25 protein-coding genes are annotated in these 25,643 nt (G+C 65.2%); 11 read left to right on the top strand and 14 right to left on the bottom strand.

The features are described from left to right. Positions 1-162 precede the first annotated feature (162 nt). The 4 genes from H8B02_RS26895 to H8B02_RS26880 all read left to right on the top strand — a co-directional run bounded on the left by H8B02_RS26895 (position 163) and on the right by H8B02_RS26880 (position 3,559). Positions 163-384, top strand: a complete 222-nt coding sequence (locus H8B02_RS26895; protein WP_229169024.1) for a cysteine rich repeat-containing protein — start codon at positions 163-165, stop codon at positions 382-384. A 109-nt stretch (positions 385-493) separates the two neighbouring features. Then, positions 494-706 carry a hypothetical protein gene (locus H8B02_RS26890; protein ID WP_229169023.1) on the top strand — a complete coding sequence of 71 codons (213 nt, stop codon included), beginning with the start codon at positions 494-496 and terminating at the stop codon, positions 704-706. Positions 707-821: 115 nt separating this feature from the next. Then, positions 822-1,952, top strand: a complete 1,131-nt coding sequence (locus H8B02_RS26885) for an FAD-dependent monooxygenase (protein ID WP_229169022.1) — start codon at positions 822-824, stop codon at positions 1,950-1,952. Further along, positions 1,949-3,559 carry a benzoate-CoA ligase family protein gene (locus H8B02_RS26880; protein WP_229169021.1) on the top strand — a complete coding sequence of 537 codons (1,611 nt, stop codon included), beginning with the start codon at positions 1,949-1,951 and terminating at the stop codon, positions 3,557-3,559. The genes H8B02_RS26885 and H8B02_RS26880 overlap by 4 nt, the downstream gene beginning before the upstream one ends. A 387-nt stretch (positions 3,560-3,946) precedes the next feature. On the opposite strand, the gene H8B02_RS26875 is transcribed toward H8B02_RS26880, so the two are convergent. Genes H8B02_RS26875 through maiA form a run of 3 tightly spaced genes read right to left on the bottom strand, consistent with a single transcriptional unit; the run spans position 3,947 to position 6,265 of the window. Next, complete coding sequence (locus tag H8B02_RS26875) at positions 3,947-5,131, bottom strand: 3-hydroxybenzoate 6-monooxygenase (protein WP_229169020.1); 1,185 nt, start codon at positions 5,129-5,131, stop codon at positions 3,947-3,949. Beyond that, complete coding sequence (locus H8B02_RS26870) at positions 5,131-5,643, bottom strand: MarR family winged helix-turn-helix transcriptional regulator (RefSeq protein ID WP_229169019.1); 513 nt, start codon at positions 5,641-5,643, stop codon at positions 5,131-5,133. Before H8B02_RS26870 ends, H8B02_RS26875 begins: the two co-directional genes overlap by 1 nt. Then, positions 5,633-6,265, bottom strand: a complete 633-nt coding sequence (gene maiA, locus H8B02_RS26865; protein ID WP_229169018.1) for a maleylacetoacetate isomerase — start codon at positions 6,263-6,265, stop codon at positions 5,633-5,635. Before maiA ends, H8B02_RS26870 begins: the two co-directional genes overlap by 11 nt. Before the next feature lie 160 nt (positions 6,266-6,425). Here maiA and gtdA point away from each other — a divergent pair, with 160 nt between their 5' ends. Further along, on the top strand, positions 6,426-7,466 hold the full coding sequence (gtdA, locus tag H8B02_RS26860) for a gentisate 1,2-dioxygenase (protein WP_229169017.1): 1,041 nt from the start codon (positions 6,426-6,428) through the stop codon (positions 7,464-7,466). Between the two features lie 77 nt (positions 7,467-7,543). Here the strand turns inward: gtdA and H8B02_RS26855 are convergent, their stop codons facing one another. The 4 genes from H8B02_RS26855 to H8B02_RS26840 all read right to left on the bottom strand — a co-directional run bounded on the left by H8B02_RS26855 (position 7,544) and on the right by H8B02_RS26840 (position 11,777). Continuing rightward, complete coding sequence (locus H8B02_RS26855) at positions 7,544-8,371, bottom strand: ABC transporter permease (RefSeq protein WP_229169016.1); 828 nt, start codon at positions 8,369-8,371, stop codon at positions 7,544-7,546. Next, positions 8,364-9,137, bottom strand: coding sequence for an ABC transporter ATP-binding protein (locus H8B02_RS26850; RefSeq protein ID WP_229169015.1), 774 nt, complete (start codon positions 9,135-9,137; stop codon positions 8,364-8,366). Before H8B02_RS26850 ends, H8B02_RS26855 begins: the two co-directional genes overlap by 8 nt. A gap of 158 nt (positions 9,138-9,295) precedes the next feature. Next, complete coding sequence (locus H8B02_RS26845) at positions 9,296-10,300, bottom strand: ABC transporter substrate-binding protein (RefSeq protein ID WP_229169014.1); 1,005 nt, start codon at positions 10,298-10,300, stop codon at positions 9,296-9,298. 115 nt (positions 10,301-10,415) lie between these two features. Next, a complete protein-coding gene (locus H8B02_RS26840; protein WP_229169013.1) occupies positions 10,416-11,777 on the bottom strand; it encodes an FAD-dependent oxidoreductase in 1,362 nt (453 codons plus the stop codon). A 123-nt stretch (positions 11,778-11,900) separates the two neighbouring features. On the opposite strand from H8B02_RS26840, the gene H8B02_RS26835 reads away from it, so the two are divergent. Continuing rightward, positions 11,901-12,785, top strand: coding sequence for a LysR family transcriptional regulator (locus H8B02_RS26835; RefSeq protein WP_229169012.1), 885 nt, complete (start codon positions 11,901-11,903; stop codon positions 12,783-12,785). A gap of 75 nt (positions 12,786-12,860) precedes the next feature. Then, a complete protein-coding gene (locus H8B02_RS26830; protein ID WP_229169011.1) occupies positions 12,861-13,112 on the top strand; it encodes a type VI secretion protein in 252 nt (83 codons plus the stop codon). A 7-nt stretch (positions 13,113-13,119) separates the two neighbouring features. Here the strand turns inward: H8B02_RS26830 and H8B02_RS26825 are convergent, their stop codons facing one another. Then, positions 13,120-13,920, bottom strand: coding sequence for an enoyl-CoA hydratase-related protein (locus H8B02_RS26825; RefSeq protein ID WP_229169010.1), 801 nt, complete (start codon positions 13,918-13,920; stop codon positions 13,120-13,122). Between the two features lie 178 nt (positions 13,921-14,098). Here H8B02_RS26825 and H8B02_RS26820 point away from each other — a divergent pair, with 178 nt between their 5' ends. Both H8B02_RS26820 and H8B02_RS26815 read left to right on the top strand, forming a co-directional pair. Further along, entirely contained in the window at positions 14,099-15,073 is a 975-nt protein-coding gene (locus H8B02_RS26820) for a ketopantoate reductase family protein (protein WP_229169009.1), read from the top strand. A 40-nt stretch (positions 15,074-15,113) separates the two neighbouring features. After that, a complete protein-coding gene (locus tag H8B02_RS26815) occupies positions 15,114-15,893 on the top strand; it encodes an SDR family oxidoreductase (protein ID WP_229169008.1) in 780 nt (259 codons plus the stop codon). Between the two features lie 96 nt (positions 15,894-15,989). Here the strand turns inward: H8B02_RS26815 and H8B02_RS26810 are convergent, their stop codons facing one another. Next, on the bottom strand, positions 15,990-16,724 hold the full coding sequence (locus tag H8B02_RS26810) for an aspartate/glutamate racemase family protein (protein ID WP_229169025.1): 735 nt from the start codon (positions 16,722-16,724) through the stop codon (positions 15,990-15,992). A 10-nt stretch (positions 16,725-16,734) separates the two neighbouring features. After that, positions 16,735-17,415 (bottom strand): alpha/beta hydrolase family protein, encoded by a 681-nt coding sequence (locus H8B02_RS26805; RefSeq protein WP_229169007.1) that lies wholly within the window; start codon positions 17,413-17,415, stop codon positions 16,735-16,737. A gap of 274 nt (positions 17,416-17,689) precedes the next feature. Between H8B02_RS26805 and H8B02_RS26800 the strand changes: the two genes are divergently transcribed. Continuing rightward, positions 17,690-19,525, top strand: a complete 1,836-nt coding sequence (locus tag H8B02_RS26800) for a di-heme-cytochrome C peroxidase (protein ID WP_229169006.1) — start codon at positions 17,690-17,692, stop codon at positions 19,523-19,525. 15 nt (positions 19,526-19,540) lie between these two features. On the opposite strand, the gene H8B02_RS26795 is transcribed toward H8B02_RS26800, so the two are convergent. The 3 genes from H8B02_RS26795 to H8B02_RS26785 all read right to left on the bottom strand — a co-directional run bounded on the left by H8B02_RS26795 (position 19,541) and on the right by H8B02_RS26785 (position 23,840). After that, the gene (locus H8B02_RS26795; RefSeq protein WP_229169005.1) at positions 19,541-21,010 is read right to left on the bottom strand and encodes an FAD-binding oxidoreductase; all 1,470 of its coding nucleotides are present in this window, start codon (positions 21,008-21,010) and stop codon (positions 19,541-19,543) included. A gap of 9 nt (positions 21,011-21,019) precedes the next feature. Then, positions 21,020-22,108 (bottom strand): FAD-dependent oxidoreductase, encoded by a 1,089-nt coding sequence (locus tag H8B02_RS26790; protein WP_229169004.1) that lies wholly within the window; start codon positions 22,106-22,108, stop codon positions 21,020-21,022. Between the two features lie 187 nt (positions 22,109-22,295). After that, positions 22,296-23,840 (bottom strand): aspartate ammonia-lyase, encoded by a 1,545-nt coding sequence (locus tag H8B02_RS26785; RefSeq protein ID WP_229169003.1) that lies wholly within the window; start codon positions 23,838-23,840, stop codon positions 22,296-22,298. 322 nt (positions 23,841-24,162) lie between these two features. Here H8B02_RS26785 and H8B02_RS26780 point away from each other — a divergent pair, with 322 nt between their 5' ends. Then, the gene (locus H8B02_RS26780) at positions 24,163-24,876 is read left to right on the top strand and encodes a hypothetical protein (RefSeq protein WP_229169002.1); all 714 of its coding nucleotides are present in this window, start codon (positions 24,163-24,165) and stop codon (positions 24,874-24,876) included. Between the two features lie 267 nt (positions 24,877-25,143). Here the strand turns inward: H8B02_RS26780 and H8B02_RS26775 are convergent, their stop codons facing one another. Further along, positions 25,144-25,620 (bottom strand): tetratricopeptide repeat protein, encoded by a 477-nt coding sequence (locus H8B02_RS26775; protein ID WP_283842243.1) that lies wholly within the window; start codon positions 25,618-25,620, stop codon positions 25,144-25,146. Positions 25,621-25,643 lie beyond the last annotated feature (23 nt).

Raw genomic sequence — 25,643 nt, 5'->3', positions numbered from 1 at the left:
GTCCGCTCGATCTGCGGCGGCGTCCAGCCGGGCGGCGGGCGGATCGTGCAATGCCTGGCGACCAATGCCGGCTCGCTGTCGCCGGCGTGCCGCGACGTGCTGGCGCCGTTCGCGGCGCGGTGATCCTGTTGTCACGCGACTGATCGGAAAAGGGAGCGATCAATGCTGCGTCTTGTCCTGACCGCCGTTCTGCTTTGCGGCTCAACCGCCGTCTATGCCCAGGAGCTGACATCAGCGCAACGCGACGCCTGCATGGGCGACTATCAGAAGTTCTGTAAAAGCGTGACGCCCGGCGGCGGGCGCGTCATCGCCTGTCTTGCCAAGGAGAGCGACAAGCTGACGCCCGCCTGCAAGAAAGTGCTGGCGGCAGCGGAAAAGAAATAGCCGCGCAGGCGGTGAGACGATAGGTGCCCGGCGATTTGCCGGGCACGCAACCGCAGCACCTTGTTGTCATCCACAGGCCAACCAACCTCACTCCGGGAGAGGGAATATCATGCGCTCATTATTGCTGATCGCTGCGGCCCTGCTGTCCTTTGCCGCGACCATGACCTTCGAGTCCTCCGATGCCAACGCCGTCGTGTGCGGGCGCGGCCCCTATCGCGCCGGATGCGCCGGCCATCGCGGCGCGGTCGTCGTCCGCAAGCCCGTGGTCGCCGGCTGCCGCTGGGTATGGGTCGGCGGGGTCAAGGTCCGCCGCTGCTACTGAGCCGTTCGCGGCCACGCTTCTGTTCGCCGCGCGCATTTTCGCTCTGGCGTTCCCGCCAGAGGGCGATTAGGCTGGACCCAAATTGTAAGTACACTGTCAATCTGGGAGGCAGACGTTGCGGATCGCCGTGATTGGCGGAGGGCCCGGCGGGCTCTATTTCGCCTATCTCTGGAAGAAGCGTCATCCTGACGCCGAGATCGATCTGTTCGAGCAGAACGCCGCCGGCGCCACCTGGGGCTTCGGCGTGGTGTTCTCCGAACAGGCGCTGGAGTTCCTGCGCGCCGACGACCCCGAGACGGTCGACGCCATCGCGCCGCGGATGGAGAGCTGGAAGAACATCACGCTCAATCTGCGCGGCGAGGGCGTCGAGATCGACGGCGTCGGGTTCTCCTCGATCGGCCGGCTGGCGCTGCTGACGATCCTGCAGGAGCGCGTGCGCAGCACTGGCGTCACGCCGCGCTTCGACACCGTGATGCAATCGGTCGACCAACTGAGGGGTTACGACCTGATCGTCGCCGCTGACGGGCTGAACTCGATGGTCCGCCGCGATTTTGAGGCCGCATTGGGCGCGTCGGTCTCGCATTCGACCAACAAATTCGCCTGGTACGGCACCACCAAGACCTTCCCGACACTGTCGCAGACGTTCGTGGCGACCGAGCGCGGCAACTTCAACGCCCATCATTATCGCTATGCAAAGGACATGAGCACCTTCCTGGTCGAGTGCGACGCGGCGACCTGGGCGGCCTACGGCTTCGCCGACAAGACGATCGAGGAATCGCAGGCGATCTGCGAACAGGTGTTCGCCGCGACCTTGGACGGTCACAAGCTGATCTCGAACAAATCGGTGTGGCGCAATTTCCCGTGGATCTGGAACGAGCGCTGGTCGCACGGCAACATGGTGCTGATCGGCGACGCGCTGCATTCGGCGCATTTCTCGATCGGCTCGGGCACCCGGCTTGCGATCGAGGATGCGATCGCGCTGACCAAGGCGCTGGAGTCCGAAAGCGACACCGCCGCCGCGCTTGCCCGCTACGAGAGCGAGCGCAAGCCGATCGTGAAGAAGCTCGTCACCGCGGCGCGGACCAGCGCCGACTGGTACGAGCATTTCCCCGCGCACATGAAGCGCGGCCTGATGGATTTCGCCTACAGCTACATCACCCGCTCCGGCCGGATCGACGATGCGCGGTTGCGCGCGATGTCGCCCGCGTTCATGGCCCGTTTTGAGGCCGCAAAGGGACGCTCATGACTGGGATCGCCGACCTGGTTCCGCAGGACAATCCCGGTGCGCGCGAGATCGGCTTTGCGCTTCCCGAGCCCTATAATGCGAGCCGCATCCTGTTCGACAATCTCGGCAACGGCAACGCCGAACGCCTGGCGCTGACCGGTCCCGCCGGCACGCAGACCTATCGCGAACTGTGCACCGAGGCGGCGCGCTGGGGCCACGCTTTCCTGTCGCTTGGACTGCAGCGCGGCGACCGCGTCCTGCTGTTCCTCGACGACACCCCGGCCTATCCGGCGGCGTTCTTCGGCGCGGTGCGCGCCGGTTTCGTGCCGCTGCTCATCAACACGCTGACGACGCCGGAGCTGCTGCAATTCTATCTGTCCGATGCCGGCGCGCAGGTTGCCGTCACCGATGCCGAGTTCTGTTCGCGCTTCAACGCCGAGGCCTGCAAGGACACGCCGCTGCGCACGCTGGTCGTGGTCAATGGCGCGGGCACCGGGCATGCCGTCGTGGAGACGCGTAACGCCGGCGACTGGCTGCATGCGTTTCCGACCGAGCTCAATGCGGCCGACACCCACCGCAACGAGATGGCGTTCTGGATGTATTCGTCGGGCTCGACCGGTCGCCCCAAGGGCATCGTGCATCTGCAGCACGACATGGCCTATAGCGAGCGCGCCTTTGCCCGCAACGTGCTGAAGCTTTCGCCCGGCGACATCTGCTTCTCGGTGCCGAAGATCTTCTTCGCCTATGGTTTCGGCAATTCGATCACGTTTCCCTTTTCAGTCGGTGCCGCCACGCTGCTGCTGCCGGGCCAGCCGAAGCCGGCCGCGATCTTCGCCGCCATCGGGCAGTACCGGCCGACCGTGTTCTTCGGCCTGCCGACACTCTACATCACCCTGACCAAGGCCGAAGGCGCCGAGCAAGCCGACTTCTCCTCGCTGCGGATGGCGGTCTCGGCCGCCGAGGTGCTGTCGGCCGATGTGTTCAACGGCTGGAAGCGGCTCACCGGGCTCGAGATCATCGAGGGACTCGGCTCGACCGAGGTGCTGCATGTCTATCTCAGCAACCGCGCGGAGCAGAAGAAGCTCGGCGCCGCGGGCCTGCGCGTGCCCGGCTACGAGATCATGCTGCGCGACAGCGACGGCCGCGAGGTCGGCGATAATGAGGAAGGCATCCTGTGGGTGCGCGGCGATTCCGCAACTCCGCTGTACTGGAACCGGCCGGACAAGACCGCCGAGACCGTGCGCGAGGACGGCTGGATCTACACCGGCGACCGTTTTGTGCGCGACAGCGACGGCTTCCACTTCTTCCGTGGCCGCGCCGACGATCTGATCAAGATCTCCGGCCAGTGGGTCTATCCGCTGGAGGTCGAGCTGTGCCTCGCCGATCATCCCGATGTCCGCGAGTGCGCCGTCTACGGCGCCGAATTGCCGGACCGACGCATGACGCTGCGGGCCGTGGTGGTGATGAACAAGGGTGGCTTCGACGCCAATGAGGCGACGCGGCGGTTGCAGGACTACGTCAAGATGAAGTTGCTGCCGTACAAGTATCCGCGCGAGGTAAAATTCATCGACGAGCTGCCGAAGACCGGCACCGGCAAGATCGATCGCCAGGCGGTGATGCGGATGTGACAGCCACACACTCGCTGTCGTCCCTGCGAAAGCAGGGACCCATAACCACAAATATTCGTGGCACGAAGGCTGGGCCCCAGCCTGCCATAACAACAGCCATCGGTGGTTATGGGTCCCGGATCGCGCTTCCGCCTTCGCTCGTTGAGCTACGGCGGACAAGTCGCTTGTCCGGGACGACGAGTAATTGGCGGTCCCGCCATCAGCCATACATTCGATGTCGTCCCGGCGAAGGCCGGGACCCATAACCACAAATGCTTGTGGCGCGACGGCTGTGGCCCCAGCCTGCTACAACAACAACCATTCGTGGTTGTGGGTCCCGGATCGCGCTTCGCTTGTCCGGGACGACACCAGGAATGTGGCGCATGTCGCGCATCTCACATCGAATAGCTAGTTGCCCAGCCCCGTTCCACCATACAGCCACGCGATATCGTCGCACCACTCGGCTTGCGACTTCGCGCTCATGATCGCGTTGCGGATGCGGGCGTGGTCGCCGGCGGGATGGTAGACGTGCTCGCCGATCGCGCGTGACATCAGTTGCACGCGCGCGGTGCGCGGGAAGCGTTGCGCGCGGTAGGCTTCCAGCGCGGCCGCATGATCGTCGTGATTGGCCAGCATGTGCGACAGGCACACCGCGTCCTCCATCGCCTGACAGGCGCCCTGCGCGAAATATTGCAGCATCGGATGCGCGGCGTCGCCGAGCAGCACAACGCGGCCGTCGATCCAGCGTTCGGTGGGGTCGCGGTCGCACAGCACCCAAAGCTTCCAGTTGGTGCCGTGGCGGATGATGTTCTGCGCCCGCTCATGGACGTGGGTAAAGCCCCGCATCACCTCGTCCTCGGAGACCGGCTTGCCCGCGACCGGCTCCGGCGCATCGTTGTGATAGGTGACGACGAGGTTGAATACCTTCCAGCCCGACAGCGGATAATGCACGATGTGGCATTTCGGGCCGGCCCATAGCGTGGCCGCGTTCCAGCGCAGATCCTCCGGCATCTGTTCGGTGGGGATCACGGAGCGATAGGTGGTGTGGCCGGAAACGCGCGGCGGGCCATCCGCCGTCACCTGCTTGCGGATGCTGGACCACAACCCGTCCGCGCCGATCAGCAGGCGTCCGGTGATGCGCTCGCCATTGGCGAGCTTTGCGGTTACCGACGCACCGTCCTGCTCGTAGCCTGTCACCTCGCTGGACACGCGCAGCTCGATCAGCTCGTGATTCTGGCAAGCGCGCAGGAACACGCCGTGCAGATCGCCGCGATGTACCACGGCATAGGGGTTGCCGAACCGCGTGCGGAAGGCGTCGCCGAGGTCGATATGGGTGATCTCATCGGCGGTCAGCGCATCCATCAGCCGGAGCTGGTCGATATAGACCGCCATGTTGCGCGCGGCTTCGCCGACGCCGAGATAGTCGAAGGCGTGGAACGCGTTCGGGCCAAGCTGGATGCCGGCGCCGATCTCGCCGAGCGCTGAAGCCTTCTCCAGCAGGATCGAGCGGATGCCCTTCTGCGCGAGGCCGAGCGCCACGGCGAGGCCGCCGATGCCGCCGCCTGCGATCAGGACAGGTCCCGTCTCCACCATCAGCCTGACCTCCCGAGATGCTCGAGCGCGTCCTCGGCGCGCAGCGGTACCCGCGAGGCCTCGTTGTTGAGGTCGACGAGCTGGGTCAACAGCGCCAGCAGCGTCTTGCGGTCGGCCGGCTTCAGCGGCTGCAGCATCCGCGCCTGCGCCTTGTCGACCGAGGGCATGATGTCGTTGAGCACGCTGGCGCCGGCCTTGGTGAGGTAGAGCAGCTTGACGCGCTTGTCCTCGGGCGCCGGCTTGCGCACGATGAATTCCTTGGTCTGCAGCCGCTCGATCACGTTGCCGAGCGTCGAGCGGTCGAACGCGATCACCGCCGAGAGCCGGGTGGCGTCGATGCCGGGATGGGTCGAGATCGTGACCAGCGCGGCGTATTGCACCGGCGTCAGGTCGAACGCCTTGCATTCCTCGATGAACAGCGCGACCGCGATCTGCTGCATGCGCCGGAACAGATAGCCGGGCGCGGTGTAGACCGCATCCATGGTGACCGGCGTTGGCTTGCTATTCGGCATCGGGCTGCTTGTCCGGAGCGGCGTCGGCAAACGCCTTGACTTGTTTTGCCGCGGCCTCTGCCTTGAGCAGGCGCGGATAGGCCGACACGTCGACGCCGAAGCGCCGCGCATTGGCGAGCTGCGGCACCAGGCAGAGATCGGCCAGCGTCGGCTGATCGCCGAAGCAGAATGGCCCAGCCTCCGCCGCGATCAGGGTCTCGCAGGCCGCCAAGCCTTCCCGATTGGCCCAGGCCGCCCACTCGGTCACCTGCTCCTCGGGCAGGCCGAGCTGACGCAGCCGCGCCAGCACTTTCAAATTCTGCACCGGGTGGGTGTCGCAGGCGATTGCCTGCGCAAACGCCCGCACCTTGGCGCGCCGCAGCGGGTCGTTCGGCAGCAGCGGCGGATTGGAATTGGTCTCGTCGAGCCATTCGATGATCGCGAGCGACTGGGTGAGGATCGCGCCCGCGTCGCTCTCCAGGGTCGGCACCAGCCCCTGCGGATTGATCGCGAGATAGGCCGGCGCGCATTGTTCGCCCTTGCGCAAATGATGCGGCAGATGCTCTGGCGTGAGCCCCTTGAGATTGAGGGCGATCCGGACCCGGTAGGACGCGCTGCTCCGGAAATAGCCATGCAGCTTCATCGGAACCTCCCTTGCATTTTTCTGGTTTTGACGCGGTTCTTCACGCGAACCGGCATCCACTTCGCTCGAAAACGCTACGGCATGTTTGATTGACGCTAGCCATATTGTGAGTATACTGTCAATTAATTGAACCGACAAGAATGATGATGGGAGGCTTGCCATGGAAGCCGTGCAGAAGACCCCCGAGCGCGAGGCGTTCTACAAGAAGATCGACGGCCAGAACCTCTCGGCGCTGTGGAACGTGATGAACGATCTGATCACGCCGGAGCCGAAGAGCGCCTGCCGTCCGCATCTGTGGAAATTCGACCAGATCCGCGATTACATGAACGAGGCCGGCAAACTGATCACTGCCAAGGAAGCCGAGCGCCGCGTGTTGGTGCTGGAAAATCCCGGCCTGCGCGGCCAGTCCAAGATCACGACCTCGCTCTTTGCCGGCGTGCAGATGGTGGTGCCGGGCGACATCGCCCCCGCGCATCGCCACGCCCAGTCCGCGCTGCGTTTCGTGCTCGAGGGCAAGGGCGCCTTCACCGCCGTTGACGGCGAGCGCACCGCGATGTCGCCAGGCGATTTCGTCATCACGCCGTCGATGACCTGGCACGACCATTCCAACGAAACCAGTGAGCCGATGTTCTGGCTCGACGGGCTCGACATCCCGATGGTGCAGTTCTTCGACTGCTCGTTCGCCGAGGGCGCCAAGGAAGATCAGCAGTCGATCTCGAAGCCAGCCGGCGCCAGCTTCGCGCGCTACGGCCACAACCTGCTGCCGATCGACCAGAAGCGGACCTCGAAGACCTCGCCGATCTTCAACTATCCCTATGAATACACCCGCGAGGCGCTGGAGAAGGCCAAGGTCGGCGACGAGTGGGATGCCTGCCACGGCCTCAAGCTGAAATTCTCCAACCCCGAGACCGGCGATTTTGCGATGCCGACCATCGGCACCTTCATCCAGCTGCTGCCGAAGGGCTTCAAGACCGCGCGTTATCGGTCAACTGACGCCACCGTGTTCGCCGCGATCGAGGGCAAGGGCCGCACCCGGGTCGGCGACCAGACTTTCGAGTGGGGACCGCGCGACCTGTTCGTGGTGCCGAGTTGGCACTGGGTCACCCACGAGGCCGATGCCGACTCCGTGCTGTTCTCGTTCTCCGACCGCCCGGTGCAGCAGAAGCTCGATCTGTTCCGCGAGGACAGGGGGAACGCGTAAGAGGCGCAGCAAAGTGTAATGCTGTCGTCCCTGCGAAAGCAGGGACGACATTGAGATCGTGGCGCACAGCGTGGCCCTCACCGCCAGTGCAACAGCCGCGTCTCCAGCAGATTGATCAGCCTCCCCACCGCAAGCCCGAACAGCGACAGGATCACGACGCCGGCGAGCAGCTGATCGGTCTGCATCAGATTGCCGGCCTGCAGCACGAAGGCGCCGATGCCATATTGCGCGCCGATCATCTCGGCGCTGACGACGAGCAACAGCGCAACCGACGCGGTGATGCGGAAGCCGGCGAGGATCGAGGGCAGCGCGCCCGGCCAGATCACGCGGCGCACGATGGCGTGGAACGGCACGTTGAAGCTCTGCGCCATCCGGATCAGATTGCGCGGCACCGCGTCGACGCCGCTATAGACCGAGATCGCGGTCGAGAAGAACACCCCGAGCGCAATGGTCGCGATCTTCGGCTCCTCGCCGATCCCGAGCCACAGGATGAGCAGCGGCAGCAGCGCGATCTTCGGAATCGGAAACAGCGCCGAGATGAAGGTGATGCCGACCCCGCGCGCCATGGTCGACAGCCCGATCGCGAAGCCGACAATGACGCCCGCTGCCGTGCCGATGATCCAGCCGGTGCCGATCCGCATGATCGACCACGACAGGTGCTGCCACAGCGCGCCCGACATCGCGAGCTTATAGATCGCAACCGCGATCGCCGACGGCGCCGGCAGGAACAGCGGATTGACCAATCCCGCACTGCCGGCAAGCTGCCAGACCGCGATGACGAGCGCGAGCGCGATCCAGCCGGCATAGCGGCTGCCGCCGGGAGCGAAGCCGGCGCCGCGAAACGCGACCGGCCGCGTCGCTTCCGCCGATTGGTCCTGCATTTCCTGCGGGGAGCGGTCAAGCATGCTGGACCTCGCGCTCGGCATCGATCGCTTCCTTCCGGATCAGCGACCACAATTCGCCCTGCAAAGCGGCCAACTGCGCGCGGGCATCCGGTGCGCCGCGCTCGGCGCGCGTCATCGGGATGGTCACGATCTCCCTGATGCGGCCAGGGCGGCGCGACAGCACCACGACGCGGTCGGCGAGCCGCACGGCTTCCTCGAGGTTATGCGTGACATAGACCGCACCCATCGCACCGTCGGCGAGCAGGCCCACGAAATCCTCCATCAGGAGCTCACGGGTCTGCGAATCCAACGCCGACAGCGGTTCGTCCATCAGCAGGATCGCCGGGCGCACCGCCAGCGCACGTGCGATGCCGACGCGCTGGCGCATGCCGCCGGACAGCTGCTTCGGATAGGCCGCGCGAAAGTCCAGGAGTCCGGTGCGGCGCAGCGCGTCGTCGATCACGGCGCGGCGCTCGCCGGCGCTCAAGGCCGCGTGCAACAGCGGAAACGCGACGTTCTCCTCAACCGTGTTCCACGGCAGCAAAGCAAAATCCTGGAACACGAAAGTCAACGGATTGAGGCTGCCGGCCGGCGGCGTCCCGCGCAGCTCGGCGACGCCCGCGGCTGGTCGCAGCAGGCCGCCGAGGATCGACAGCAGGGTGCTCTTGCCGCAGCCGGACGGCCCGACGATCGCGACGATCTCGCCGGCGCGAACCGCGAAGGAGACATCATCGAGCACGTCGAGCGCGCCGAAGCGATGGCTGATATGGTCGGCGATCAGGTCCATCTACCGGCTCACTATCTGATCCGTCACCCTGAGGAGCCGCGCAGCGGCGTCTCGAAGGGTCGACGGCCCGGGCGTATCTCGGCCGTCCATCCTTCGAGGCTCGCTCCGCTCGCACCTCAGGATGACGGGGAGAGAGTTGTGATCGATGTCGTCCACCATCAATCCGCCTTCACATAATCCTTGGCGATGATCGTGCCGGCGTCAAAGCCCTTGTCCACAAAACCCTGCCCTTGCAGCCATTTGATCTGGTTGTCGACGTTCGTCACGTCGAGCTTGCCGTCGGGATCGATATAGGCGCAGTTGCCGACCACCTGCTCGACCGGCAGATTGGTGTATTTGGCGATGATCTCGAGCAGCGGCTTTGTGCTCTCGTTGATCGGCGCCACGCCGTCCTTGATCGCGGTCAGGATCACGTCGTGGTATTCGTGGTCGGCTCGGGTGAGTGCGGTGAGCAGCTTCGTCACCAGCTGTGCATTGGCCAACGTCTTCGGCGAGGCGAAGATGGCACCCAGCTGCCACGGCGTCTCGTCGCCGACCCAGCCCAAAAGTTTCGCGCCGTTGGAATCCATCAAGGTTCGCGCGGTCGAGACCGGCAACAGTGCGGCGTCGACGGTTTCGCCCTTCAGCGCGGCGGCCGCGTTCGACAGCGATTGCAGCGGCACGACCTTCACGTCGGACAGCTTGAAGCCGTATTTGTCGGCGAGCAGGCCGAGCGAATAGTGGAAGCTGGAGCCGACCTGGGTCACCGCCACGCGCTTGCCGGCGAGATCCTTCGGGGTCTTGAGGCCGGCCGCATAAGCATTGTTGCTGGCGAAATAGCCGATCAGGGGATAGCCGGCTTTCTCGCGGCTCATGCCGCCGATCACCTTCAGCGTGCCCTTGCCGGCGAGATTGTAGAGCCCCGCGGTGAACGCCGTGATACCGAAATCGACATCGCCCGACGTGGTCGCGACCGCGATCGGCTGCGCCGCGTCAAAGAACTTCAGCTCGACATCGAGGCCGGCGTCGCGGAAATAGCCCTTGTCCTGCGCGATGAATACCGGCGCCGACGACGACAGCCGCAACACACCGACCTTCGCCTTCAGGAGATCATCGGCCCGCGCGATGCCGCTCGCGGCCCAGACCAGCAGACCCGCGAGTGCGAGCCGCGCCCAACCTCTCATTGCCGTCCTCCGCCAAGAGCCCATTCCGTTCCGACCAGATCGGAACGGGGCTCCAGATTCCTGTTTTGACGCATCTTCTTCACGCGAACCGATGTCCACTTCGCTTGAAAACGGTCTAGATTCCTTCGGGCACGGCCTGATCGCGGCCGATGAACGCGCCCTGCCTGCCAAGCTGTTGTTGCAACTTTTCGATGGAAATGTCGCGCGGAATCGTATTGCCCGACAGTGCCATCGCCGCCGCGGTTCCCGCCGCCTCGCCCATCACGAAACAGGCACCCGAGACGCGCGCCGCCGATTGCCCTTCATGGGTCATCGAAGCGCAGCGGCCGGCGACCAGGAGATTGTCGACGCCATCAGGCACCAGCATGCGGTACGGCAACTCGTTATAGCCGCGGCTTTCCGGGATCGGCGGAAACTCGAAGATCACGTCGCCCGGCACGTGCGATTCCTTCGGCCAGCCGTTGACGCCGATCGAGTCCTCGAACGAGGCGCAGCCCAGCACATCCTCGCCTGAAAGCATGTAGCCGCCGATCACGCGCCGCGTCTCGCGAATGCCGAGCTGCGGCGGCAGATCGACGATGTAGGAATTCTCGAAGCCCGGTACCGTGCGCAGGAACTTGAACGCTTCGACCGCCTGACGGCGGCCCTCGATCTCGCCGCGCGTCATGTCGTCGGGATCGATGCCCGAGATGGCGCCGCCATCGCTTCGCGTCACCTGGGTGAAATTCACCCGCCATTCGATCTGCGATTTCTGCGGCCGTACGATCGCGGACTTGCGCGGGAATTTGTGCGTGCCGGCGGCCTCGGCCTCCGCCATCAGCGCCGGAATCGTCCGCCACGCATCGCCCGCCTTCGCCGGATCGATGCCGTTGAGGCGGAACATCATCGAGGGGTAGAGCATGCCGCCTTGGTTGTCGCCGACCTCATAGGGCGCGCCCGCCCACACCGCGAGATCGCCGTCGCCGGAGCAGTCGATGAAGATGCCGGCCCGCACGGCCTGCCGGCCGGCCTTGGTCTCCACCATCAGCGCGCGGATGTGCGAGCCATCCATCACGACACCGGCGCCGAGCGCGTGGAACAGGATATCGACCTTGTGATGCGCCAGCAGATCGTCCGCCGCGATCTTGTACGCCGCGGTGTCATAGGCCTGCGCAAGGATCTTGCCGAGGATCAGATGCGGCGTGTTCAACCCGCCGAGCCGGTCGATCCGCGCCAGCAGGTCGGAGGCGATGCCCTGCACCACCCGGTGCATCTCGCCGAAGATGTTGGCGTGCAGCCCGCAGAAGTTCGTGACGCCCGCCGCGGTGCCCATGCCGCCGAGAAAGCCGTAACGCTCGATCAGGAGCGTCCGCCGCCCGGCGCGCGCCGCGCCCACGGCTGCCGCGATGCCGGCCGGACCGCCGCCGAGCACCACCACGTCATATTCGCCATAGACCGGGACCTGCCGCGCAGGTTCTTCGATCGTGCTCGCTCGCATCATTTCCGCCCTGAACAAAGTTGATTGGGCCAACTATGAATTGATGCGGATTGCAGTACAATCCACCAAATTATGTAATCAGCTTTCGCGAATCGAGAAAGGCAAGGGAAGAGAAAAGAGCGGATGGACACGCTGGTCAACCTCGAAGCCTTCCTCGCCACCGCCGACGCCGGCGGCTTCTCCGCCGCGGCGCGCAAGCTCAATGTTGCGACGTCGGTCGTCGCCAAGCGCGTCACCCAGCTCGAGGAGCGGATCGGCACCGCGCTGTTCCACCGCTCGACCCGCCAATTGCGACTGACCGAGGCCGGGCAGCAATATGTCCATCGCGCCCGCGGCGTAGTTGCCGATGTCGGCGATCTCTTGTCGCGGATGGGCGAGAAGCAGCGCGATCTCACCGATCATCTGCGCGTGAAGGCGCCGACCTCGCTGACGGTGGCGCGGCTCGCCGATGCCTTCACGATCTTCCAGAAACAGAACAGAAGCGTGAAGCTCGAGATCGTGATGATCGACCGCCCGGTCGATCCGGTGACCGAAGGTTTTGACATCGCGATCGGCGCCTTTCCACATTCGTTCGGCGGCGTCGTCGACGAGCCTTTGTGCCGGCTGCCGCGGCTGTTGTGCGCCTCATCAGCGTATCTGAAGAAGCACGGCACGCCGAAGCATCCGCGCGACCTGGTCGATCATCGCTGCCTCAGCTTCCTGCCGACCGGGCCGGAATGGCCGTTCGAGGGACCGCGCGGCCGCATCAATATCCAGGTGCGCCCGATTCTCTCCTCGAACGAGGGCCGCGTGCTGACGCAAAGCGCGATCGCCGGCAACGGCATCGCGCTGCTCTCGCACTATCTGGTCGCGGACGCGCTGCGCGACGGCGCGTTGCAGCCGATCCTCGCCGAGTTTCCGATCCCGGAACTGTGGGTGAAGGCCGCCGTTCCGGAACGCCGCATCAATGCGGCCGCGGTGCAGGCGCTGCTGAAGACATTGAAAAAGTCGCTGTCGCAATCGCTTTGACATGGCGGCGGTCTTGCCCCCTGCACGCCGACCTGAGACAAGGACACGAAAGGATCGCCCGCTTTGAAACTCCTGATGTCAGTGTCGCTTGGCCTCATCCTCGCCGCTGGGCCCGCGGCGGCGATCGAGACCTGCCGCTTCATCGAGGCCAAGACGGAGCGCGAGGCCTGCTACCATCGGCAGGAGCAGGAGCTTGCGGCCAAGCGCAAGCCCGAGCCGGCGGCGACACAGTCGAGCGAGTCCAGGGCGTTCGATCAGTTGCAACAGATGCGCCGCGACGACGAAGAGGTCTATCGCAGCATGCGCGGCATCTGCCGCGGCTGTTGATGAATGCCTACGCCTCGCCGCTACCCCAGCGGCCCGCGCGCTTCTCGGCAAAGGATGCGAGCCCTTCCGCCGCCTCGGCGGTCTGCCGCTTCGCCGAGTGCAGATGCACGAGGCGCTTGTAGGCTTCATCGTCGACACCCATGCCGCCGAACGAGCTCTCCATCGCGAGCTTCTTTGTCTCGGCCATCGCATCCGGCGCGTTGCCGAGCAGCTGCTCCACGACCTTGGCGCCCGCGCTTTCGAGATCGGCTGATGGCACCACCTCGTGCACCAGGCCGATGCGGCGGGCATCCTCGGCGCCGAAACGTTCGCCGGTCAGCGCGTAGCGGCGCACCTGGCGCACGCCGATTGCATCGCAGAGCTGCGGGATGATGATCGCAGCCGTCAGGCCCCAGCGCACCTCGGTGATCGAGAACAGCGCGTTGTCGGCCGCGATCACGATATCGCAGGCCGCAATCACGCCGGTGCCGCCGCCGAAGCAGCCGCCCTGCACCAGCGCCACGGTCGGGACCGGCAGCGTGTTGAGGCGCTGCACTGCCTCGAAGGTGGCGCGCGATGCCGCCTCGTTTTCCGCTGATGATTTCGGCCGCACGCCGTTGATCCATTTCAGGTCGGCGCCGGCCTGAAAATGCTTGCCGTTGCCGTTCAACACGACGACGCGCACCGGCTTGGTCGAGAGATCGTCGATCGCGGCCAGCACGCCGGCAATCAGCGCGCCGTCATAGGCGTTGTTGACCTCGGGGCGATTCAGCGTGACGGTCGCGACTCCGCGGGCATCGAGGCTCCACAGGACTGGGCTGGCCGACATGACGTTCTCCCTCGTTCGGCATTGCTGTTGTCTTGTACTAGCCTTGCACTATGGCGAGAGGAGCTGCCTTGATCCATCACTTTCGAGCGCACGCGGCCGCGCCGCATGCATGGCGGGTTGCGCAATGCCCTGCGCTTGTGGAAACTGACGCGGCACGTTGCAAGGACTTGTTCCACTGATGCGTATTTGCATTTTCGGCGCGGGCGCCGTCGGCAGCCATTTCGCAGTCCGGCTGGCACGCGCCGGCCACGATGTGTCCTGCGTGATGCGCGGCCCGCATCTCGACGCGGTCAAATCCAGCGGGTTGACGCTGAAGGTCGGCGACACCAGCATCACTGCAAAGGTGAAGGCATCGGCCGATCCTGCCGATCTGGGGCCGCAGGACGTCGTCATCAGCACGCTGAAGGCCACCGGCATCGGCGCGCTCGCAACCGGGCTGTTGCCACTGCTTGAACGCGACACCGCCATCGTGTTCGCGCAGAACGGCATTCCCTGGTGGTACGATCTCGGCCTGCCGCCGCGGCATCCCGCGATCCCTGATCTCGGTTTCCTCGATCCCGGCGGGCGCCTGCGCGGTGCCATCCCGAAGGAGCGGATCATCGGCGGCGTGATCTTCTCCTCCAATGAAGTGGTTGCGCCCGGCGTGGCGGCGAACCTGTCGCCGGATCGCAACCGCCTCCTGATCGGCGAATGCGACGATCGCCGCAGCGAGCGCATCGCACAGCTGCGTGCGGCACTGAATGACGCCGCGATCGAATCGCCCGAGGTCAGGGAGATCCGGGAGACGATCTGGTCGAAGCTATTGACCAACATGTCGATGTCGGTGCTCTGCCTGCTGACGGGGCTGACCGCACGCGGCGTCCGCGACGATCCCGGCATGCAGGACGTGATCCCGCGCCTGCTCGACGAGGCCAATGCGGTGGCGACGCACTACATTCCCGAGGTCAAGCGCGTCACCCGCTCAGGCCCGGCGCCGGACCACAAGCCGTCGATCCTGCAGGACTACGAGCTCGGCCGCGCCATGGAGATCGATGTGCTGGTGCGCGCACCGGCGGCGTTCGCCCGCGCGGCCGGCCTTCCGACCCCGATGCTCGACCTGATGGCCGCGCTCGCGATCCAGAAGGCGCGTGACAAGGGGCTCTATCAGAGCTGACAATCCGCCCCACGACGCTAACAAGCAGGGATATCGAACCATGCAAGTCAAGGACAAGGTCTGCATCGTCACCGGCGGCGCGAGCGGGATCGGCGAAGCGGTGGCGCGGGCCTATGCCGACGCCGGCGCCCGCGGCGTCGTGGTCGCCGATCTCAAGACCTCGCGCGACCGGCTCGCCAGCGTTGCCGGCGACATCGACGGGCTTGCGGTCACCGCCGATGTCGGGATCGAGGAGGACGTCAAGGCGCTGATCGCGGCGGCCGAGGACAAGTATGGCCCGGTCGACGTGTTCTTCTCCAATGCCGGGCTGTCGCGCAAGGGACAGGAATCAGCGTCCGATGCCGACTGGGATGTGAGCTGGCGCGTGCATGTGATGAGCCACGTGTTCGCCGCGCGCGCGCTGGTGCCCGGCATGCTCGCGCGCGGCTCCGGCTATCTGCTCAATACGGCGTCCGCGGCGGGGCTGCTGGCCTCGCTGAACTCGATGCCTTACGGCGTGACCAAGAACGCCGCGGTCGCGCTCGCCGAACATCTCGCCATCCAGTATGGCGATCGCGGCATCCGCGTCTCCGTGCTCTGCCCGCAATCGGTGCAGACGGGGATGACCACGCCGGGCCCGAGCGCGGCGCGCGTCGACGGCGTGCTGCAGCCCGGCGAAGTGGCACGGATGGTGATCGAGGCGATGGCCGAGGAACGCTTCCTGATACTCTCGCATCCCCAGGTGCAGGAATACATGCAGCGCAAGGCCACCAATCGCGAGCGCTGGCTGTCGGGCATGCGCCGCCTGCGCGACCGGATCTATGGCGGCGCGGCGTCATAACGACCTCACCGTCATTGCGAGCGAAGCGAAGCAATCCATATCACCACTTGCCGAGAAATGGATTGCTTCGTCGCTACGCTCCTCGCAATGACGAGGTCATTCCTTGAGACCTGGCGCGAATCCTTCGAGCAAACCCGAGTATCCTTTCGCCGCGGGCGTCGCATAGGCGCCGCGGCGTGAGGTCGTGAGCTTGAGGCCGGCGAGCGCTTCCGCCTGCTTCACCGCGGCGGCCACGCCGTCCACGACGGGCACGCCGAATTGCGCGGACAGCACATGCGCGAGATCGGCCATGCCGGCGCAGCCGAGCACGATGGCGTCGGCGCCCTTCTCCAACGCGCGGGCGATCTCCGCTTCCAGCTTCTCCCTCGCACCCGAACCCGGTTTCTCCAGATCGAGCACAGCGACGTCGCAGGCGGTGACCATGGCGCGGTCGGCAAAGCCGTAGCGGCGGACCAGCTCCTCGAGCGGCACGATCGAACGCGGCAGCGTGGTGACGATGCCGATGCGCTTGGCGATCTGTCCGGCCGTGACCAACGCCGCCTCGCAGATGCCGACCACCGGATAGCGCGCCACCGACCGCGCGGCATCGAGCCCGGTGTCGTCGAAGCAGGCGACGATGCCAGCATCGGCGTCGGGCGTCTTCAGCAATGCGTCGATCAGCCCGGGAACGGCGAAGGCCTCGTCGTAGAAGCCTTCGATCGAGGCGGGTCCCATCGATGACGTGACGGCTACGATCTCGGTGCCATCAGCGGCAACCGCCTGGGCCGCAGCGGCGATGGTCGCGGTCATCGACGCGGTGGTGTTGGGATTGACGATCAGGATTCTGGTCATCGGCTTCGACTCACGCATGCTTCGCCACCCAGGCCGCGAAGGCATCGAGCACCTCGGCCATCACCTCGCGGTCGTTGCGGCCGGAGCGCTTCAGGACATGGAAGGAGTGATCCGCCTCCTGCACCAGCTGCAGCGTGGCGCGCGCACCCAGCCCCTTTACCACGGGCTCAAGCAGATCGAGCTCGGCCAGCGCGTCGCGCGTGCCCTGCAGGAACAGCATCGGGACCTTGACCTCGGCGAGATGTTTGGCGCGCTCGCTCGACGGCTTGCCGGCGGGATGCAGGGGAAAGCCGAGGAACACCAGCCCGCGCACGCCGGCGAGCGGCGCTTTGGCCTGCGCCTGCGAGGTCATGCGTCCGCCGAACGACTTGCCGCCGGCGAACAGCGGCAGTTCGCCGCAACGGCGCGCGGCCTCCGCCACCGCGGCGCGCACCGTCGCCTGCGCGACGGCGGGCGGATCGGGCCGCTTGCTGCCCTTCTCCATGTAGGGAAACTGATAGCGCAAGGTCGCGATGCCGCGCTCGGCGAGGCCGACCGCAATCGTCTCCATCGACGGATGCGTCATGCCGGCGCCGGCGCCATGCGCAAACACATAGGCCGCGCGCGCCTGCGCCGGGCGCAGCAGCAGTGCGGACACCGCGTGATCGTCCGAGACCGTGATCGTGAGCGGTTGTGCACTTGGCGCGTTCAAGATGACATCTCGAAGAATTGTTGCTCCGTCATTTCTAGCCGCAGGCAGCCATGCGCGCAAATGCCGCCGAGGCGAACACGCCGCAAGTGAACTGGCTCACAGCCAACCAACATTTCTTTTGCAAGATTTCCTTTGCAACATTTCCGTTGGTAGACCCAGCGCCGCTACTGTAGGATGGCGCACAGCGCATCACACGCTTAACGCGAACCTGTTTCGGCGATTTTTAATATCTCATCAATATGACGCGCGGGTACCGCGAATTGGGGAATGGGGCATGCCTCGCAAGACGATCTTCTTCATCGGGCTGCTGATTGTCGCCGGCGTCCTCTACCTCAAGGACGATATTGAGACCGTGGCGAGCGGCTTCCGCGTCAAGGTCGTCGACTACCAGCCGCCGGCAAAGACGGTGTGGCTGGATCAGAACGTCAGCGCCGAGCGGCTGCGCTGGTTCTATCACGCCGACCAGGGCACGCGGACTTTCGGCATTCCCCTTGAGTGGTTCATGGCGCTGGAGCAGCCGACGGTCTGGCCGCTGCTCACCGCGGCACCACGGCTCAGCGAGACCAATTATCTCGGCCGCTTCGGCTTTATTCCCGACACCGTGATTCCGGGGAGCCCCGATGCACTGCCGATCGGCTTTGCCCCGAGCGGCCCGATGGCAGACGCCAACGGCGCGCCCTGGCGCAACCCGCATAGCAAGGCCGACATGAACGGGGTCGGGCTGACTTGCTCCGCCTGCCACACCGGAAGCTTCAGCTATCGCGGCACCGAGATCGTGATCGACGGCGGGCCGGCCAACACCAATCTGTTCGAGTTCCAGAAGAGCGTCGGCGTCTCGCTGCTGTTGACGCGGTTCTGGCCGGGCCGCTTCTCGCGCTTCGCCGACGAGATCCTCGGCAAGGATGCCAGCCTCGACGAGCGCATGGCGCTGCGCGGCCAGCTCGATCTCGTGCTGAAGCAATACGCCAACATCAACGCACTGGAGACCAAGGTCGCCGCCAACAGCGTCGAGGAAGGCTACGCGCGGCTCGACGCGCTGAACCGGATCGGCAACCAGGTGTTCTCGATCGATCTGAACAATCCGAACAACTACGCCGCGCATTCGGCGCCGGTGCATTTCCCGCGGATCTGGAACGCGCCGTGGTTCAGCTGGGTGCAGTATGACGGCTCGATCATGCAGCCGATGGTGCGCAATGCCGGCGAGGCGCTCGGCGTCAGCGCCGAGCTGAATCTGCTCGATGAATCCAGGGGCCTGTTCAAATCGAGCGCGCGGATCGACGTGCTGCACGAGATGGAGCGGATGATCGCCGGCGAGCCGCCCAGCGAGGACAAGGGCTTTGGCGGCCTGGCGTCGCCAAAATGGCCAGAGAGCATCCTGGGGCAGATCAACATGGATCTCGCGAAGAAGGGCGGCGAGCTCTACAAGACGCACTGCCAGGATTGCCACGGCCCGGCGATCGACAGCAAGGCGCTGCCCTCGAGCGAAGCCTTTGCGCTGTTCAAGGACAAGAAGCGCTGGATCAAGAACGACGCCGGCCAGCCGCTGCTCGACGTCGAGATGATTCCGATCAGCCATATCGGCACCGACAGCGCGCAGGCCGACGGCCTTGCGAGCCGCACCGTCGAGACGCCCGCCAATCTGAAGATCAAGGACGGTGGTTTCGGACCGGCGCTCGGCGAATTGGTCGAGAAGACCGTCGACTACTGGTACGACCAGAACAAGACCCCGCCGGAGGACCGCAAGCGCATCAACGGCTACCGGCCGAACGAGATCCAGGCGCCGCTCGCCTACAAGGTCCGGCCGCTCAACGGCATCTGGGCGACCCCGCCCTATCTGCACAACGGATCGGTGCCGTCCATCTACGCGCTGCTGTCGCCGGTGAAGGATCGTCCCGCGACCTTCTATCTCGGCAACCGGGAGTATGACCCCAAGGATCTCGGCCATGTCTGGAAGGACAACATCAAGAACGCCTTCGTGCTCGACACCACCAAGCGCGGCAACAGCAATTCCGGGCACGAATTCTCGAACGAGAAGCGCCTCGGCGTGATCGGGCCGGAACTGAAGGAAGACGAGCGCCGCGCCTTGATCGAGTTCATCAAGACGCTTTGAGCTTCGGCCTGCTCCTCATGCCGTCGGGACGCTGAGCGGCACGCTTTGGGCGTGGTGAAACAAATCATCGGGATCGTATTGCTGCTTCACCGCAACCAGGCGGGCGAGGTTGTCGCCCCAATAGGCTGACGCATAGCCGTCGAGGTCGAGGTCGCAATAATTGACGTAGGACGCGCCCGGCATGAAAGGGCGCATCGCCGCATAGACCCTTGCGACGTCAGCGAGATGCGCCGCGGTGTCGGCGGATCGGCTCCAGCTCGAGAAATACTGGATACAGTACTGCGTGCCGGCGCGGCGCGGGAATGCAGTGGCGTCGGCGGCAACATCGGCGATCCGACCGCCATAGGAATCGCACAGCAGCACGATGCCGCCCGGCACGATCGGCGCGACCGCCGCCATCATGGCTTCGATACCGTCGGAGGCGAGCGGCGTCAGCACATAGTCCGACTTCGCCTTCATCAGCACCGACTCGTAGGCGAGCGGTCCGGCAAAGTGCTTGACCGCATCAAGGAAGGCGAGCGATTGCACCGACAGCGCCGATGACGGTGGCCGCACCGCCGTCAATCGCCGGAGCTCGCTGCGCAGCTCGCTCTCGCTGCCGACCGACTGGCCAATGCAGCGCATCGTGATCAGGCCGTGGCCGGCCGGGCCGACCTTCATGATCGAGGTGATGTTCGACGGCGCATTCGGCGCCCAGTCCTGCCAGGCGGCGAACAATTGCGCGGCGTGGGCCTGCGACAGTTTCCAGGAGACACCGAACACCCGCGCCGTCTTCAAGGGAAACACCTCGATCCTGAACTCGGTCGCGATGCCGAAGCTGCCACCGCCGCCGCCGCGGCAGGCCCACCAGAGGTCCGGCTCCGATGTCGCATTGGCCTGCAGCACACGCGCCTGGGTGTCGACGACATTCGCCTGCAGCAGGCCGTCGCAGGTCAGTCCATGCGAGCGCGCGAGCAGGCCGTGGCCGCCGCCGGTGAGATGACCGGAGATGCCGACGGTCGGGCAACTCCCTGCCTGCAGTGCGAGGCCCTGGGCGGCCAGCGCGGAATAGAGCTCGTACAGCGATACGCCGGAGCCTGCCGTGACGAGGTTCGAGGCTTTGTCGACCACAATCTGCTTCAATCCGCGCACGTCGATCGCAACCCCGGACGATTGCGACAGGCCTTCATAGGAATGCCCGCCGCAGCGAACGGCGAAGCTCAATCCGTTGCTGCGCACCCAGTCGACCATCACGGCAACCGCGTGCTCGGTCTTGCAGACCGCACGCAGCGCCGGCGCCAATTGCTTGCGCTTGCTCGCGGCAGGCAGGTAATCCGCATAGTGCGCGTCCTGCGGCCGCAGGAACTGAACGTCGGCCGCCGGCAGGTTCGGCAATGGCGGCAGCGGTGCCACGGCCTCCACCGGCGGCGCGGCGATCTCGGCGTCGGCGGCGGCAGCCGGCGCATCGGAGGGCAAGAACTCGCCGACGCGAAGCGGATGTTCCATGGCGAACCCTCAGACCTCGGGAATCGCCGGGTTGACGATCGGCGCGTGGACGGGGTTGTGGATATGGATGTCGGGCAGCGGCCTCGCCGGTGCCTTGCCGAACAGCGAGGCGATGTGATCGACGAGGCCCTGGCACACCGCCTTGTCCGGGGTCTCGTTGTTGACGCCGGGCTCGAAGGTGCCGCCGATCACGACGTGGTCGCTGCGCGGGAACAGGTAGCCGTTCTGGCCGTAGAGATATTGCAGCGCCGGCTGCGGCCGCAGCAGCGCAAGCTGTCCCTTGATCGGCATCATTTTGGTGTCGCTCCACAGCGTCATCGATCCGAGCCCGGTGCAGTTGACGATGATCGGCTGCGGCACTCTGGCCAGGATATCCGAACGATTGACGAACCGCTTCGACACGAAGCTGACGCCGCGCTGGTCGAGGTCAGCCTTCAGCCTGGCGAGCAGGACCGGCGGCTCAATCAGCAGGGTCTGGTAGACGAAGCCGGGCTTGGTGTGGTGCGCGAACGGCAAGCGCTGCAGCGGCTGCCGCGGCGGGATCAGGCCGGGCGCGAGTTGCAGCACGATGTCGAGATTATGCGCGCGCGTCGCGGTGTAGTTCGGCCGCTCGAACACGCCGAACCCCTGCCCGATCCGATCCTTGAACGCACGATAGGCGCTCTTGATGATGTCGGTGAGCTCGCGCTCCTTGCCGGCGAATTCCACCACCGAGACGGCCCACTGGCCGCCGGCCTTGGCGGAGGTGGTCTCGAGCGGCACGCGATCGGAATAGACCGTGACCTTGAGCCCGAGATCGAGCAGCAATGTCGCCGCGGTCAGACCCATCACGCCGGCGCCGAGCACGGCGGCTTCAGTGACCCCACGGCTTGCGGCCAGATGATCCCTGACGATGTCGCGGACCTTCGCGGCGCAGCCAAAACTCAGCGTGATGCCGGCGCCGCCATGGCCGTAATTATGCACGACGAAGCTCTGCGAGATGGTTTCGGCATCGAGCCGGTACGATCCGTTGCGATAAGGCCGCACGCCTGCAATGCAGGCGCCGAGCTGATCGGGATCGAAGGCAAAATCTGGCGTCGGCAGGTTCGGCGTGGCCATGGCAAACCTCGCAATCCCTGTGCCGCGAGCGCGGTACATTAATTATCTAAAGTTGCTTCATCGTATCATACATCTCCGATGGACGTGTGATCGGCTTCACAAAAGCGCCATCACGGACGCGTCGGCATGCGGCCGGCTGCAAGGGTCAAAATGGATGTTTGTCGGGCGGGATCCGTAACGCTTGCTCTTAACTGTCCTTCAACTTGGGCACGGGCTGACGGCGCGCCGGGCGGGTCATGGCTTCGAGCTCGAGCAGCTGGTTGAGTTGCTCCTCGGTCAGCAGCTTTTCCTCCAGCACGATGTCGGCGACCGAGCGGTTCTCCTTCAGCGCGCGGCGCGCCACGCGCGATGAGGCCTCATAGCCGAGCGCCGGCGCCAGCGCCGTGATCAGGCCGATCGAGCCCTGCACCAGGCTGCGGCAACGCTCGCGGTCGGCCTCGATGCCGTCGACGCAGCGCTTGGTCAGCGTATCAATCGCCGCCGTCAGCATGCGCAGCGAGCTCAACACGCAATAGCCGATGGTCGGCTCGAAGGCGTTGAGCTGGAGCTGGCCGCCCTCGGCGCACATCGTCACCGTGAGATCGTGCCCGATCACGAGGAAGGCGACCTGGTTGACCACCTCCGGAATCACCGGGTTGACCTTGCCGGGCATGATCGACGAGCCGGCCTGCACCGCGGGCAGCCTGATCTCGCCGATGCCGGTGCGCGGCCCCGACGACAGCAGGCGGAGGTCGTTGCAGATCTTCGACACCTTCACTGCGACGCGCTTCAGCACGCCGGAGAACAGCACGAAGGCTCCGAGGTCGGAGGTTGCCTCGATCAGGTTCGAAGCCAGCACCATGGGCTGGCCCGACAGCCGCGACAGCTCCTCGACCGCAAGCGCCGCATAGCGCGGATCGGCATTGATGCCGGTCCCGATCGCGGTGGCGCCGAGATTGACCTCGCGGAACAGGCTGGAGATCTCGTTCAATCGTGCGACGTCCTCCTTCACGGTGGCGTGGAAGGCGTCGAACTCCTGGCCGAGCGTCATCGGCACCGCATCCTGAAGCTGGGTGCGGCCCATCTTCAGGACATCGGCGAACTCCACCGCCTTGCCCTTGAAGGCATAGGCGAGGTCATCGAGCGCGCGCACCAGCGGCTGGGTCGCAAAGATCACCGCGAGCCGCAACGCGGTCGGATAGGCGTCGTTGGTCGACTGCGCCATGTTGACGTCGTCGTTCGGATGCAGCGTGTGATAATCGCCTGGCTTCTTGCCCATCAGCTTTAGCGCGACGTTGGCAATCACCTCGTTGGCATTCATGTTGGTCGAGGTCCCGGCGCCGCCCTGGATCGCATCGACGACGAAGGACTCGGCATAGACCTTGTCGGTCGCGATCTGGGTGCAGGCCCTGTCGATCGCATCGGCCTTTTCCGGCGCGAGATAGCCCAGGCGCTTGTTGGCGCGGGCGGCCGCTTGCTTCACCAGCGCCAGCGCGCGGACGAATTCCGGGAAATGGCCGACCGGCACGCCGGTGATCGGAAAGTTCACCACCGCGCGCTTGGTGTGGATGCCCCACAGCGCATTGGCCGGCACATCGTCCTCGCCGAGCAGATCGTGCTCGGTGCGGGACTGCGCCTGCTCGATCGGCACGGTGCGGACGGTCGCGATCGCGAGCTCGCTGACGCCGCCGCTGTCGCCGGAGGGTGGCGCGGCGCCTGCAGTGTTGGCGGTCTCAACCTTCGATTCGGCCATCAGTCCCTCCGTTACCCTGCTGCAAATCTCGTCGTCAGCGACACCAGCCATGATGCGCCCGACAGGCATCGAAAGCCAATGCCTATCGGCGAAGTCTTGCACACCGGCGAGCGGAAAGACGCGTCAAAACGTGATCGGCATGCGCGCCGCATGGGGAATTGAGGGCTTACCTTATCCGTCACGATAACAACAACTTATAGCTCTACACCGCGGCTCGCGCTGCGCGAGATGCGGCTGCTTTCTCCGCCCCGTCATTGCGTGCTAGATCAGCATCGACTGGCGCAAGGGCGCTGCCGACACTGAACGAACCAAGGGCCAAACCGTGTCCAACAACAACGAAGCGTTAGCCATCAAATTCCGCTGCCCAGCGGAGCTCGAGGGCAAGATTCCATCGCCGGTGCCTGCGTCACTGGGTCTTCCCGGATGGCTCAAGGCGATGCCGACGCAGGCCTTCAATGCGATGAGCAACCGCCAGGAGGATACCGTCAAGCGCTGCCCGCCATTCATCGATGCGATGACATCGGGTTTCCTGATGCCGCTGATCTGCGATCTCAAGATCGAGAATGGCGAGATCACATGGGACAACGACCTTCCGTCCGGGGGTGTGCTCGAATTCCCGCGCTCGCCGGTCGGATTCCACGACGAAAGCCAGGTGATCGGCTCACCGCTGTTCGAACAGGACCGCTTCGTGATCAAGTTCGTCAATCTGTGGACCATCGAGGCGCCGGCGGGCTACTCGCTGTTCTTCACGCATCCGGTCAATCGGTTCGACCTGCCGTTCACCACACTGACCGGCATGGTCGATTGCGATCAGTTTCACGACAGCTGGATTCATTTCCCGGCGCGCTGGCACGACACCAATTTCAGCGGCACCTTGCCCAAGGGCACGCCGGTTGCGCAATGCTTCCCGGTGAAGCGCGAAAACTGGGTCGCGCAGACCGCGGCGATGACGCCAGATGAAACAACGCGCGCACAGGAACTGTCCAACAGAATGGCCCGCGAGCCTGGACTCTATCGCCGCCAGTTTCGGACGTAGATCGGAGCGCGCGCGACGGCGTTCGGGGCGCCTCCCTCCATTCGTCGTCCCTGCGCAAGCAGGGACCCATACGCCGCAGCGGATGTGGTGAAGGGACTCGTCGTTCCGGCAGCGCTTAACAATCACCATTCGTGGTTATGGGTCCCTGCTCTCGCAGGGACGACACTAAGTTTGTTGCACGGCCAGTGCACAACAATCCGCGTTCTCGCGACATGAATTGTCCGAGCTGCGCCATCGGGCAAATCAGCGACAAGGGGGCTCGCTGCCCTAGCTCAAAAACTTCGCAGCCGCGCTGGGACGGAAGAAGAAGCGGCCATGCGATGCCATGGCCAGCGCGGACGTGGTGCGGCCGATCATTTGCGGACGGCCGCGCAACGCCAGACGCAGATTTGCTTCGCCGGCAGCGCGGTCGCCCATTTCCAGAAGACAGGCAGAGAAGCTGGTACGCGTCAGGGGATCGTCGGGGCGCTGCGCCAGCACCTGGCGGTAGAGATCCGCAGCAGCCGCGTATTCGCCATCGAGCAGCAGAACACGCGCGAGCGCGGCCAGAATATCGGGATGGCCCGGCGCCACGGTGCGCAGCTTCTCCAGAATCTCCCGCGCGCGGCCGCGCTCATTGCGATGGGGCAGGATCTGCGCGAGCAAAAGCTGCAATTCGAGGCTCGCGGGCGCGAGTGCAAGCGCGCTATCGATGACGGCAACCGCCTCGTCGAAGCGGCCGGCCGCGGCCAATTGCCCTGCCAACTCCTGAAATGCGGGAAGGAACG

Source organism: Bradyrhizobium altum, from assembly GCF_020889705.1.
GTDB classification, from domain to species: Bacteria; Pseudomonadota; Alphaproteobacteria; order Rhizobiales; family Xanthobacteraceae; genus Bradyrhizobium; species Bradyrhizobium altum.
The sequence above is the reverse complement of the archived record's forward strand: the minus strand, read 5'-3'. Positions and strand labels throughout refer to the sequence as shown.